The sequence below is a fragment of the Streptomyces sp. NPDC088387 genome, from assembly GCF_044753385.1.
Taxonomy (GTDB): domain Bacteria; phylum Actinomycetota; class Actinomycetes; order Streptomycetales; family Streptomycetaceae; genus Streptomyces.
On sequence record NZ_JBIVNC010000011.1, the window covers coordinates 1 to 12,196 of the forward strand.

Consider the following 12,196-nt stretch of genomic DNA (forward strand, 5'->3'; position numbering starts at 1 on the left):
TGGTACTGCAGGGGGGACCCTGTGGGAGAGTAGGACGCCGCCGAACAATTATTGAGGAAACCCCGCATCTTCGGATGCGGGGTTTTCTGCGTTTAGGGGACCAGTTTTGTTTCGTACGCCAGGATCACTGCCTGGATGCGGTCCCGGGAACCCGTCTTCGCCAGGATGCGGCTGATGTGGGTCTTCACCGTCGACTCGGCCAGGTGCAGGCGGGTGGCGATCTCCGTGTTGGTCCAGCCCCTGCCGATGACCGTGAGGATTTCGCGTTCGCGGTCCGTCAGGGGTGCGAGGCGTGGGTCCGGGCCGGGGTCCGAGGCACCACCCTCGGACGGCGTGGGCAGGAAGTGGACGTAGGCGTCCAGGAGGCGGCGGGTCAGGGCCGGGGCGACCACCGCGTCACCCGTGGCCACCGCGCGGATGCCGGACAGGAGTTCCTCGGGCTGGGCGTCCTTCACCAGGAAGCCGGAAGCGCCGGCGCGGAGGCCGGCGTAGGCGTATTCGTCGAGGTCGAACGTGGTGAGGATGAGGACCCGGGTGCGGTTGCCGGTGGCGGTGACGCGGTGGGTGGCCTCGATGCCGTCGAGTCCGGGCATGCGGATGTCCATGAGGACGACGTCGGGGTGGAGTTCGGCCGTCATACGGACCGCCTCCGCTCCGTTCCCGGCCTCGCCGAGGACCGTCATGTCGTCCTGGCTCTCCAGCAGCATGCGGTAGCCGAGGCGTTGCAGCGGCTGGTCGTCGGCTATGAGGACGGTGGTCACTGCGGGGGTTCCTCCGGTAGGTGCAGATGGATGCGCCAGCCCCGGTCCGGGTGCGGGCGTGGGCCGGCCTCAAGTGTGCCCCCGTAGAGGGATGTTCGCTCGTGCATGCCGGGGAGGCCCTTGCCCTCGCTGTGTGAAGGGAGCTTCTGTGTGCCTCGGCCGGTGTCGGTCACGGTGAGGGTGACGGCGCCCTGGGTCTCGTAGGCGAGGGTGATGTGGGCTGTGGTGCCGGGGCCCGCGTGTTTGAGGGTGTTGGTGAGGGCCTCCTGGACGATCCGGTAGACGGTGAGCTGGCGGCCTGCCGGGAGGGACGCGGGGGTGCCCTTTGTGGTGAGGGTGATGGGGAGGCCGGCCTTGCGGACGCCGTCGAGGAGGGGTTCCAGGTCGGTGAGGGTGGGTTGGGGGGAGCGTTGTGGCTCCGCCGCCGTACCGGTGTCCTCGTCGAGGATGTCCAGGAGGCGGCGTAGCTCGTCCAGGGCCTGGCGGCTGGTGGTGCCGATGGCCTGGAGGGCCTGGGCGGCGCGTTCGGGGGACTTGGCGGCGGCGTAGCGGCCGCCGTCGGCGAGGCCGGTGATGACCGAGAGGTTGTGACCGATGATGTCGTGCATCTCCCGGGCGATACGGGCGCGTTCGGCGGCGGTGGCGAGACGGGCCTGCTGGTCGCGTTCGATCTCCAGGCGCCGGGCGCGGTCCTCCAGGGCCTCGGTGTGGTCCCGTCGGGTGCGCACCGCGATGCCGACGGCGGCGACCAGGGCCAGGGACATCAGCTGCGGGACGACGTCCTGGTCCCAACTGCCCCTGGGATGGCGGACGGCGGTCACGACGACCGGGGCCGTGGTCACCGCCGCCGCCCACCACAGGGTGCGCAGCGGCAGCCGCAGGGCGATCTGGAAGACCACCACGAGCTGGAGCAGCGCGGCCTGGAGGACCGCGCCTGACCAGGCGTTGACGAGGGCCACCGGGGCCATGACCAGCAGGACCGCGAGGGGGTGGCTGCGGCGCCGGACGAGCGGGACCGTGAGAGCGAGGCTCATCGTCAGGACCAGCCAGCCCGGCGCGTGCGGGTCGCGGGCGATGTTGCGCCAGCCGTCTCCGGTGTAGTCGATCAGGGCGGCCGTCACCCAGAACGCGGTGAAGTGGGCGTCCCACACCAGCGGGTGGCGCCGGTCGAGGGCGCGCACCCGCTGGATCGTGCGGTGGACGTACTGGGTGAGGGGTTCTGTCGTCCGGTCCTGGGCCACGGGGTCCATGGTCGCCGCTCGTCGGCTCATACGTCCCGGCGCCTCAGCAACAGGGCCGCCGCCCCCAGCGTCGCCGCCGCCCACAGGGCCAGGGCGAGCAGGGCCGCGCCCGCCGAGGTGCCGCCGGGTGCCGGGTCGGCCTGGGTGAGGGTCTCCAGGGCCTTCGCGGGGAAGTAGCGGACGGTGTCGTCGATGACGTCGTACGGGAGCATTCCGAGGACCTCCGGGAGGACCATGACCGCGCCGATCAGGACGCCGATGGCGGCCGGGACCGAGCGGACGAGGGCACCGATGGCCAGGGCCATGACACCGAGGAGGGCGAGGCCGGCGGCGTTCCCGACGAGCGCGCCGGCCACGCCCGGGTCGCCGAGGGACGCGGACCTGCCGGTGCCGTCGAGGAGGGGCTGGGCGGCGGTGAAGGTGACGAGGTTGGTGATCAGGACGGTGACGAAGGAGAGCGCGGCGATGATCGCCGCCTTGGACCACAGGACGGGCAACCGGCGCGGTACGGCCGTCATGGTGGAGCGGATCATGCCGGTCGAGTGCTCGCCGGCGGTGGCGAGGATACCGAGTACACCGACGATGATCTGCGAGAACTGCATACCGAGCAGGACCAGCAGGACGGGGTCGATGTCGTCGTCGCCTCCGCCGGACTCGAAGGAGCCGGCGATCGCGAGGCCGGTGGCGAGGGTCAGCGCGAGGGTGAGGGCGAGGCTGACCCAGGTCGAGCGGAGTGTGCGGAGCTTGTGCCATTCGGCGTGCAGGACGCGGGCCGGGGTGACGCGGTGGGCGGCGGGTGCGGTGATCGTGGTCATGCGGCTGCTCCTGCCGGGGTCCTGGGCGTGGCGAACTCGACCGAGTCGCGTGTGAGATCCATGAAGGCCTGCTCCAGGGAGGCGGCCTGCGGGGTGAGTTCGAGCAGCGGGATGCCGTGGGCGGCGGCCGTGCGGCCGATGTGCCCGGCGTCCGTGCCGTGGACGTGCAGGGTGTCAGGCGTGTCAGGGGTGCCGGTGGTGATCTCGACGCCGGGTGCGGAGAGCAGTCGTACGAGGGTGCCGGCCTCGGGGGTGACGACCTTGACGGAACCGGCTCCCGACTGCCGTACGAACTGCTCGACCGTGGTGTCGGCGAGCAGCCGGCCGCGGCCGATGATGATCAGGTGCTCGGCGGTCAGCGCCATCTCGCTCATCAGGTGGGAGGAGACGAGGACCGTACGGCCTTCCGCGGCGAGGGACTTGAGGAGGGTGCGGATCCACAGGACGCCCTCGGGGTCGAGGCCGTTGACGGGTTCGTCGAGGATCAGGACGCCCGGGTCGCCGAGCAGCGCGGCGGCGATGCCCAGGCGCTGGCCCATGCCGAGGGAGAAGCCCTTGACGCGGCGGTGGGCGACCTCGGTGAGGCCGGTCAGTTCGAGGAGGTGGGTGACGCGGGCGCGTGGGATGCCGTGGGTGAGGGCCAGCGCCATGAGGTGGTGGTGGGCGGTGCGGCCGGGGTGGACCGAGCGGGCCTCCAGGAGCGCGCCGACCTCGGTGAGGGGCGCGGGGTGGGCGGCGTAGGGGCGGCCCGCGATGGTCGCGCCGCCGCGGGTCGGGGTGTCCAGACCGACGAGCATGCGCATGGTCGTGGACTTGCCGGCGCCGTTGGGGCCGAGGAAGCCGGTGACGGTGCCCGGCCGGACGGTGAAGGACAGGTCGTCGACGGCGGTCCTGCCGCCGTAGCGCTTGGTCAGGTGCTCTGCCGTAATCATGGGTCGATCGTCGGCCGCGGGGGGTGGGCGTCGCGTCGGACCGCGGGCAGTATTCCAGGTGAGGGGCGTAGTACCCGGGTACTACCGTGGCCCGTATGAGCACCGACATCGAAGAGCGGTACGTGGTCCGGTCGATCCGTGCCGACGAGTGGCCGGCGGCGAGGGAGCTGCGGCTGGCCGCGCTGCGGGACCCGGTCGCGCACCTGGCGTATCTGGAGACCTACGAGCAGGCACTCGCGCACCCCGAGTCGTTCTGGAGGGAGCGGGCGGAGCGGTCCGCGGAGGGCGCCTCGCAGTCGCAGCAGATCATCGCGGAGGGGCCGGACGGACAGTGGGTGGGCACGCTGACCGTACTGATCGAGGAGGCCGGCACGAAGGACTGGGCCGGGTTTCCGGTCGAGCGGCGGCAGGGGCATGTCGTCGCGGTGTTCATGCGGCCCGAGCACCGCGGCTGCGGGCTGACCGAACTGCTCTTCGACGAGGGACTCCAGTGGGCGTGGCGGCAGGGAGTGGCGCGGGCGCGGCTCATCGTGCACGAGGACAACGGGCGGGCGCGGGCGTTCTACCGGCGGACCGGGTTCACCCCGAGCGGGGTGACGGTGCCGCTGCCGGGGAGCGCGGGGGAGACGGAACTGGAGTACGTGCTGGAGCGGCCCTGAGCGGCCCCGAGCGGGCCAGCGGCGCGGTGGACCTCTGCGCCGACGACTGCGGTCAGCCCACCGGGAGTTCGGTGTTCGGCCAGCGTGACCTGGCTTGCTCCCGGGAGCGGATGAGGGCCAGGGTCGGCAGGCCGAGGTCCGCGCCGGTCGACAGCAGGTCGGGGAGGCCCGGTACGGGGGCCACCGCGGCGATGTCGTCGAGGACCAGGGTCATTGGTGGGTCGAGCCGACCGGCCGATGACCGTTCGGCCATGTGCCGGCCGTGCTCGACCACGCTGGAGACGAGGGCCGTCAGCAGGGGCATCGCTCCCGGGTTCGCCCTGGGGTCCTCGATGGATTCACCGACCACATAAAGCGTGCCCCCTTCGTCCACGAAGGAATCCAGGGAGAGCGCGTCGGCTCGGTTGGGTGTGCAGGCCTCGCGGACGTTGACCGTGAAGAGCGCGGACAGGGCGCGGCCGACCAACTCCTGTGCGATGTCCCGGCGTTCGGGATGCGCGGTGAGCGCGGCCTCCAGTTCGCCCGCGGCGCCGGCGGCCGCCTTGGGGTGGGTGCGGAGGGTGCGTACGGCGTCCTGGATCTGGTTGCCCTGGGCCCAGCGGTGGACGTGGCGGACGGTACGGCCGTCCAGTGCGGCGGCGTGCAGGCAGCTGCGCAGGAGGGTCTGCGCGGTGTCGGCCACCGCCTGGTCGATCTTCGCGGTCGGGCGGACCGGGGCGAGCAGGGCTGTCGCCCGTGCGAGTGCCGTTGCCTTGTCCTCGCAGCCGGTTGTGGGGGACCAGTGGAGGCGGGCCGGGGTGTCGCAGCGGTGGGTGGGGTCGTAGAGGAGGACGGGGCCGAGTTTGGCGCGGGCGTCCTTGGTGTCCTGCCAGAGGGTGGGGTTGGAGGTGACGATCAGGGCAGGGCCCTCGGCGTCGCGGATTGCCTGGGTGGCGGTGGTGTGGCGGTGTTCGGGGGTGTCGAAGAGGACGGCGGCGCCGTCGGTGCGGGTGCCTGTGCCGGCTGGTGTGGGTGGTTTGCGCAGTTCCCCGCGCCCCTGGGGTGTTGAGGGTTGCTGGTCGGGTGCGGGTGGGTGGGGCTGAATCGCGCCGTTCCCCGCGCCCCTGGGGGTGTGAGGGTTGTCGGTCGGGTGCGGGGCGGGCGGTGCCATGAGAGGCTGCTGGACCGGCACGGCCGGCTGGATCGGTGCGGCTTGCTGGACCGGCACGGTCCACTTCTCGTAGGCCTGTTCCGTCCGGTCCGCCCGCGCCCGAGTCCGTACCGCCTTCCACCGTGCCAGCGTGCCCATCACGAACACCGTCAGCACGACCAGGATCATCAACTGCCCGATGAGTAGGCCCCAGAACAGGCCGTAGCCCGATAGCTGGTCGGCCGGGGTGTCGGGCCAGGCGGCCGCGATGTCGTGCGGCTGGGCGACGAGGGCGCGGATGGCCAGCGGGGAGCGGGCGTAGGTCACGGCGTGGGGCCACGCGCCGTGCGAGAACAGGCCGGCGAGACCGGTCGCCGTCCACACCAGCACGGTCATGCCGAGCAGGAACGCGAGTATGCCGACCAGCAGGCCGTCCGGGACGCCGCCCTGGCCGTCCTGACGGTGATCGTCCCGTCTCACGCCGCCCCCTTATGCCACCGTCGACTCGGAGTCACCGAGGTGTTGTTCCACAAAGGCCGCCGCGCGTTCCTCCGCCTCCAGCTCGGCGGCGCGCAGGGCGTCGTCGGCGTGTTCGGCGGAGGTCTGGGTCATCGCGCGGTCGGTGAAGACCAGCGGGCGTTCGGTGTCGGTGATCAGGTGTTTGACCACCTGGACATTGCCGTTGACGTCCCAGACGGCGATACCCGGGGTGAGTGACGGGATGATCTCCACGGCCCATCTGGGCAGCCCGAGGACCTTGCCGGTCGCGCGGGCCTCGTCCGCCTTCTGGGCGTAGATGGTCCGCGTCGACGCCATCTTCAGGATCGCCGCGGCCTCCTTGGCGGCCGCCCCGTCCACCACGTCGGAGAGATGGTGGACCACCGCCACGAAGGACAGACCGAGGCGGCGCCCGAACTTCAGCAGCCGCTGGAACAGCTGCGCCACGAACGGGCTGTTGATGATGTGCCACGCCTCCTCGACCAGGAAGATGCGCTTCTTGCGGTCGGGGCGGATCCAGGTGTGCTCCAGCCACACGCCGACGATCGCCATCAGGATCGGCATGGCGATGGAGTTGCGGTCGATGTGGGACAGGTCGAAGACGATCAGCGGCGCGTCCAGGTCGATGCCGACCGTCGTCGGACCGTCGAACATGCCCCGCAGGTCACCGTCGACGAGCCGGTCGATGACGAGGGCGACGTCCAGGCCCCACGCGCGTACGTCGTCTATGTCGACGTTCATCGCCTCGGCCGACTCCGGCTCGGGGTGCCGTAGCTGCTCGACGATGTCGGTGAGGACCGGCTGGCGTTCGACGATCGTCTCGTTGACGTAGGCGTGCGCGACCTTCAGGGCGAAGCCGGAGCGTTCGTCGAGGCCGTGGCCCATCGCCACCTCGATGATGGTCCGCAGCAGGGCCAGCTGACCGGTCGTGGTGATCGCGGGGTCGAGCGGGTTGAGCCGGATGCCGTGGTCCAGGGCGGCCGTCGGGTCCAGCCGGATCGGCGTTATGCCCAGCTCCTGCGCGATGAGGTTCCATTCGCCGACGCCGTCCTCGCCCTGGGCGTCGAGGACCACGACCTGCCGGTCGCGGAAGCGGAGCTGGCGCAGTACGTACGTCTTCTCCAGCGCCGACTTGCCGTTGCCGGACTCGCCGAGGACCAGCCAGTGCGGGGCCGGGAGCTGCTGGCCGTAGAGCTGGAAGGGGTCGTAGATGTAGCCCTTGCCGGAGTAGACCTCGCGGCCGATGATCACGCCGGAGTCGCCGAGGCCGGGGGCCGCGGTCGGCAGGTAGACCGCCTGGGCCTGGCCCGTGGACGTGCGCACCGGGAGCCGGGTGGTCTCGATCTTCCCGAAGAGGAAGGACGTGAAGGCCTCGGTGAGGACGGACAGCGGATCCCGCATGTATGGCCCCTACCTTCGAATGCCGGTGGCGAACGGGAGCGTGTTCACAAAGGCCCGGTGGTGCTCGCGGTCGCACCACTCCAGCTTCAGATACGACTTTCCGGCCGACGCCCTTATCGTCCGCTTGTCGCGCTGGAGTGCCTCCGGGGAGCGGGAGGAGACGGTGATGTACCCGACCAGGTTGACGCCGGCCGCGCCGGACGCGAGGTCCTCGCCGCGCTGGTCGAGGCGGTTGTGGGCGGCGATGTCGCGGGGGTCGACGGTCCGGTTCATCTTGGCGGCGCGGGACGCCTCGGCGTCGTCGTTGGTCTTCTCCGTCAGCATGCGCTCGATGGCGATCTCGGTGGGTTCGAGGTCCATGGTGACGGCGACCGTGCGGATGACGTCCGGGGTGTGGACGAGCAGCGGGGCGAGGAAGTTGACGCCGACGGGAGTCATCGGCCACTCCTTCACCCAGGCCGTGGCGTGGCACCAGGGGGCGCGGGTGGACGACTCGCGGGTCTTCGCCTGGAGGAAGTTCGGGTCCATGGCGTCGAGTTCGGCCGGCCAGGCGTTGCGCTTGGTCATCGCCTGGATGTGGTCGATGGGGTGGTCCGGGTCGTACATGGAGTGGACCAGGGAGGCGAGCCGGCCCTGGCCGAGCGGCTGGCGTACGCGGATGTCGGCTTCCTGGAGCCGGGAGCAGATGTCGGTCAGCTCGCGGGCCATGACGACCGCGAGTCCGGAGTCCCGGTCGGCCTTCCCGCCGTGCGGGCGGGCCGCGCGGGCCATCGCCTGGGCCTCGGCGGCCAGTTCACGGTTGTAGTGCATACAGGCCACGAGATAGGCGCGGTGCTGCTCGCTGCTGGTCGACACCATCGACTGGAGCTGGTCGTACGACTCCTGCAACCAGGGCAGCGCCTTCTCGTCGCCGCGCACGGAGACGTCCTTGGCGTGGGCGTCCGGGTCGGCCGGCAGGGTGCGGGCGAGCATCTGGATGCGGGTGACGAATCCGTCGCCGTTGGCCACGTGTTTGAGCAGGGTGCCGAAGCGGTCGACGAGGGCTTCCTGGTCCTCGCTGTCGCGCAGGCCGACGCCGGGGCCCTCGATCTCGATGGCGGCGGTGACCGTCTTGCGGTCGGCGTGCAGCAGTACGGCGATCTCGTCGGGCCCGAACGGGGCGGCGAGCCAGGTGATCCGGCCGATGCCGGGCGGCGGGCCGATCTCCACCTCGCGTCCGTCGATGCGGGTGCCGGCCTCCATCACGCCCGAGCGGTAGGCGGTGGTCGAGCGCAGGGTCCGCTTGTAGCTGCGGTTGATCTCGAACCACTTGTAGAACGTGCGGCGCTTGTAGGGGACGTAGACCGCCGCGAAGGCGACCAGCGGGAAGCCCATGAGGAGCACGATGCGCAGGGACAGCACCGGGACGAGGAGTCCGCACATCATGCCGAGGAACGCGCCCGTGATGATCAGCGCGATCTCGCCGGTCTCGCGGTTGCGGCCGACGATCGCGTTCGGCCGGGCGCGGCCGATCAGATAGGTACGGCGGGGCGCGACCGGATGGGACAGATGAGCCGAGTGGGAATCAGCCGTCAACGCCCTTCACCTCCTGTGCTCTTGCGGTTGTTGCCGGCGTGCGGGGTGTTCACCGGGCTGGGCGCGCGCGGTGCCGGGGCGGCGGAGGGGACCGTTCCACCGCCCCCGGAGGAGGGACGTGAGCTGTGCGCGGCGACTCCGCCGGCGGCCTGGTTGGCCGGGCGGGCGCCGGCGCCGGACTGGCCGCCGTTGTTGTCGGCGCGGGAGCTGTGGGTCTTGATGCCCTGCGCGACGAGGGTGGCCGGGGAGCTGATCACGGCGGCGGCCTTGCCCTCGGCGCCCTGCATGATCCGGTTGTTGCGGGAGCCGGCGATCTCGTCGCCGAAGCCGGGGACGAAGCGGTAGATCATCGCGGAGGCGAAGATGGCCAGCAGGATGATGGCGAGGCCGGAGACGACGGCGGAGAAGGCGTCGGGGCCGTCGTCGGCGGAGAGCGCGCCGGCCAGCCCGAGGACGATCACCACGACCGGCTTCACCAGGATGACGGCGATCATGATGCCGGCCCAGCGGCGGACGTGGCCCCACAGGTTCTTGTCGACGAGCCCGGCGTACACCACCGTGCCGAGCAGGGCGCCGACGTAGAGCAGGGCGGCGCGGATGACGAGTTCCAGCCAGAGCACACCGGCCGCGACGATCGACACCAGGGAGACGACGATCAGCATGATCGGGCCGCCGCCGATGTCCTCGCCCTTCTCCAGGGCCGCGGAGAAGTTGCCGAAGAAGACGTCGGTCTGGTCGCCGGTGGCCTGGGCGAGGACGTCGCTGATGCCGTCGGTCGCGGAGACCACGGTGTAGAGGATCAGCGGGGTGAAGGCGGAGGCGAGGACGGTCAGCCAGAGGAAGCCGATGGCCTCGCCGACGGCGGTGGCGAAGGGCACCCCGCGCACCGCCCGCTTGGCGACCGCGAGCAGCCACAGCAGCAGGGTCAGCACGGTGGACGCGGCGAACACCACGGCGTACTGCTGGAGGAACTGGGGGTTGGTGAAGTCGACGTTCGCCGTGTCCTGCACTGCCTCGCTGAGCTTCTCGACGGTCCAGGACGCGGCGTCGGCGCAGCCCTTGGCGAGGGAGGACAGGGGGTCGGCGGTGTCGGTGAGGTTGTTGGGGGTGGAGCCGCCGGTGCCGGCGTCGCTGCCGCGCTCGCAGTAGCGCTTGGCCTCACCGGAGATGAGCTCGCACTCGCTGTTGCTCGGGGACGGCGTGGGGCTGGGTGTGGGCGCGGCCAGCGCCCGGGTGGCGAACAGGACCAGTGACGTCTGTACGGCCGCCACGATGCCGGCGAGCCTGAGCGCGCGCTGCGCGTTACCGGGCATACGTGAAGCCTCCGTACTCCTCGATGGCCTTGCTGATCTCGTCGGAGGTCGCGGCCCGGTCGTCGCCCGGGACCGGGGCGGGGCCGTCCGTCTGCGTGTCCTCGGTGATCTTCCAGTCGCCGTCGGCCCAGCGCAGGTCGAAGGTCCAGGTCTTCCACGTGGAGGTCACGGGGTCGGTGGAGCGCTCGCCGGACATGCCGATCATGCCCATGTACCAGACGGCGACCTTGGTGGTGGCGTCCGTGTACGCGCTGACCGTGGTGCCGACCGGGACGACCCGGGAGACGAAGGTGTTGCCGGTGGGCGGGTTGCCGTTCGCGTCGAGGCCCATGGTCTTGAGGAAGTCGGCCGAATAGGCCTGGTCCATGGGGGCCTTGAGCCGGGCCGCGGCCTCGGCGGTGAACAGGCCGTCCACGAGGGCGTGCCGGGCGTCCTTGTGGAACATCTGGGTCGAGCCGAGCGCCACCGCGTAGTTGGCGGCGGCGGACTGGGCGCCCTGCTCGGTCCGTGGGAAGCCGGACGGGACGCCGTTGTTCGTGGTCTGCACGGGCTGGGTGCCGCTCGGGGCGGTCGTGGAGGTCTGCGGTCTGTCCTGGCTCTCGGCGGCCGAGCCGGCGGAGTCGCCGCCGCCGCGGTTCGCGAAGGCGATCGCCGCGATCAGCACCACCACGACACCGACGACCGTGACCAGGCTTCTGGACGAGGAACGGCCGCGCCGGGCGCCGCCGTAGGAGTCGCTGTCCGGGAGCCGGGTGCGGGTGGTGCCGCTGCCGCCGTACTCGCCGGAACTCTCCGCCCGCGCGGAGTCGCCGTAGCCGTGGTCGTCCCCGAGGCTCATGCCGCGTACGCCCCCTCGACGTCGTAGCCGTAACCGCCGTACCGGAAAAACGTGTCGCCGTACGACGGTAGCCGTGCTGGTTCCCGCGCGGGCGCGGTGTGGTGACTCGACATCAGGGAAACGCAACCTCAGCCGGTGGGCACGACGGGTGGGTGGAGTGGAGGGGGACCGGGCGTGCCCGGACGGGACAGGGGACCGCCAGTGCGTCTGCTGACCGTGCGTCACGCGCGGGCACGTGCCTGGTGGTGCGCGGCTACACGGCCATGCCGTACACGATCGTGAACAGGGTGCCGAGGGAGCCGATGATGAAGACCCCGGTGAGGCCGGCGATGATCAGGCCCTTGCCCTGCTCCGCGCTGAAGGTGTCGCGCAGGGCCGTGGCGCCGATGCGCTGCTTGGCCGCGCCCCAGATGGCGATGCCCAGGCAGAGGAGGATGGCGACCGCCATCACCACCTCGATCATCACCCTCGCCTCGTTGCCCAGGCTGCCGAAGGGGCCCCAGTCCGGAGCGATCCCGCCGATGATGGTGTTGATGTCTCCCTTTTCGGCCGCAAAGAGCATGTAAGTCACCGCCCCTGTTGGGTAGTTCCGCAGTCCCCTGCGGTGTGCAGAGGTCAGGCCTCATTCTCGCCGACGATGGCGCCCGAGTATGTCGACTTGGCGTCATCGGCTGGCGGGTTTCGTACGAAAACCACTTATGGTCACTCTGTGTATCACGGCAGGTCACGCCGGGCAACGAAGTGGGAACGGAACCTGTCGTGTGGTGCCGTCGTTGAGCCCCTCTGTGCCCCGGACCGTTTGTGACGGTCCGTCGGGGGCGAGGTCGCGCCCATGTTCTGCGGGTGAAGGCTATATCCGCGCGCGCGGCGGCGGGTGACGCGGGGGCGCGGGAGACCGCCGATGTGCCGGGTGTTGGCGACCGGCGCCAAAAAAGGCCGGAAAGCGATCCCCCGGCGGCGGCGGGCGGCCGTCGGACGACCGCGCCGCGGACGGGGACGTACGGCGGTCGGGGGCCGCCGTGTTCTCGAAGGTG

At 71.0% G+C, this 12,196-nt stretch carries 11 protein-coding genes; 1 reads left to right on the plus strand and 10 read right to left on the minus strand.

What is annotated here, in order from left to right; all coding sequences use genetic code 11:
- Positions 1–92 precede the first annotated feature (92 nt).
- The 4 genes from ACIQAC_RS27100 to ACIQAC_RS27115 are packed head-to-tail and all read right to left on the minus strand — an operon-like array spanning position 93 to position 3,749.
- Positions 93–761 carry a response regulator gene (locus ACIQAC_RS27100; RefSeq protein ID WP_402195131.1) on the minus strand — a complete coding sequence of 223 codons (669 nt, stop codon included), beginning with the start codon at positions 759–761 and terminating at the stop codon, positions 93–95.
- Complete coding sequence (locus ACIQAC_RS27105) at positions 758–2,011, minus strand: histidine kinase (protein ID WP_402195684.1); 1,254 nt, start codon at positions 2,009–2,011, stop codon at positions 758–760. Before ACIQAC_RS27105 ends, ACIQAC_RS27100 begins: the two co-directional genes overlap by 4 nt.
- Positions 2,012–2,028: 17 nt before the next feature.
- Positions 2,029–2,817, minus strand: coding sequence for an ABC transporter permease (locus tag ACIQAC_RS27110; protein ID WP_402195134.1), 789 nt, complete (start codon positions 2,815–2,817; stop codon positions 2,029–2,031).
- Entirely contained in the window at positions 2,814–3,749 is a 936-nt protein-coding gene (locus ACIQAC_RS27115) for an ABC transporter ATP-binding protein (protein ID WP_402195135.1), read from the minus strand. The genes ACIQAC_RS27110 and ACIQAC_RS27115 overlap by 4 nt, the downstream gene beginning before the upstream one ends.
- Before the next feature lie 95 nt (positions 3,750–3,844).
- Here ACIQAC_RS27115 and ACIQAC_RS27120 point away from each other — a divergent pair, with 95 nt between their 5' ends.
- Positions 3,845–4,408: a GNAT family N-acetyltransferase gene (locus tag ACIQAC_RS27120; protein WP_402195137.1), complete on the plus strand. Its 564-nt coding sequence runs from the start codon at positions 3,845–3,847 to the stop codon at positions 4,406–4,408.
- A gap of 52 nt (positions 4,409–4,460) precedes the next feature.
- Here the strand turns inward: ACIQAC_RS27120 and ACIQAC_RS27125 are convergent, their stop codons facing one another.
- The 6 genes from ACIQAC_RS27125 to ACIQAC_RS27150 form a co-directional block, all read right to left on the minus strand.
- Positions 4,461–6,017 (minus strand): type VI secretion protein, encoded by a 1,557-nt coding sequence (locus ACIQAC_RS27125; RefSeq protein ID WP_402195139.1) that lies wholly within the window; start codon positions 6,015–6,017, stop codon positions 4,461–4,463.
- 9 nt (positions 6,018–6,026) lie between these two features.
- Positions 6,027–7,436: an ATP-binding protein gene (locus ACIQAC_RS27130; RefSeq protein WP_402195141.1), complete on the minus strand. Its 1,410-nt coding sequence runs from the start codon at positions 7,434–7,436 to the stop codon at positions 6,027–6,029.
- A gap of 9 nt (positions 7,437–7,445) precedes the next feature.
- Positions 7,446–8,984, minus strand: coding sequence for an SCO6880 family protein (locus tag ACIQAC_RS27135; protein WP_402195686.1), 1,539 nt, complete (start codon positions 8,982–8,984; stop codon positions 7,446–7,448).
- A 23-nt stretch (positions 8,985–9,007) separates the two neighbouring features.
- Entirely contained in the window at positions 9,008–10,324 is a 1,317-nt protein-coding gene (locus tag ACIQAC_RS27140) for a hypothetical protein (protein ID WP_402195143.1), read from the minus strand.
- Positions 10,314–11,162 carry a hypothetical protein gene (locus ACIQAC_RS27145; RefSeq protein ID WP_402195146.1) on the minus strand — a complete coding sequence of 283 codons (849 nt, stop codon included), beginning with the start codon at positions 11,160–11,162 and terminating at the stop codon, positions 10,314–10,316. Before ACIQAC_RS27145 ends, ACIQAC_RS27140 begins: the two co-directional genes overlap by 11 nt.
- Before the next feature lie 253 nt (positions 11,163–11,415).
- On the minus strand, positions 11,416–11,724 hold the full coding sequence (locus ACIQAC_RS27150; RefSeq protein WP_151483054.1) for a hypothetical protein: 309 nt from the start codon (positions 11,722–11,724) through the stop codon (positions 11,416–11,418).
- Positions 11,725–12,196 lie beyond the last annotated feature (472 nt).

Bases quoted from the DNA above. Each gene is read 5' to 3' on its own strand.
- ACIQAC_RS27130 (WP_402195141.1), bottom strand. From the start codon at position 7,436: ATGCGGGATCCGCTGTCCGTCCTCACCGAGGCCTTCACGTCCTTCCTC.
- ACIQAC_RS27115 (WP_402195135.1), bottom strand. From the start codon at position 3,749: ATGATTACGGCAGAGCACCTGACCAAGCGCTACGGCGGCAGGACCGCC.
- ACIQAC_RS27140 (WP_402195143.1), bottom strand. From the start codon at position 10,324: ATGCCCGGTAACGCGCAGCGCGCGCTCAGGCTCGCCGGCATCGTGGCG.
- ACIQAC_RS27120 (WP_402195137.1), top strand. From the start codon at position 3,845: ATGAGCACCGACATCGAAGAGCGGTACGTGGTCCGGTCGATCCGTGCC.
- ACIQAC_RS27150 (WP_151483054.1), bottom strand. From the start codon at position 11,724: ATGCTCTTTGCGGCCGAAAAGGGAGACATCAACACCATCATCGGCGGG.
- ACIQAC_RS27110 (WP_402195134.1), bottom strand. From the start codon at position 2,817: ATGACCACGATCACCGCACCCGCCGCCCACCGCGTCACCCCGGCCCGC.
- ACIQAC_RS27145 (WP_402195146.1), bottom strand. From the start codon at position 11,162: ATGAGCCTCGGGGACGACCACGGCTACGGCGACTCCGCGCGGGCGGAG.
- ACIQAC_RS27105 (WP_402195684.1), bottom strand. From the start codon at position 2,011: ATGGACCCCGTGGCCCAGGACCGGACGACAGAACCCCTCACCCAGTAC.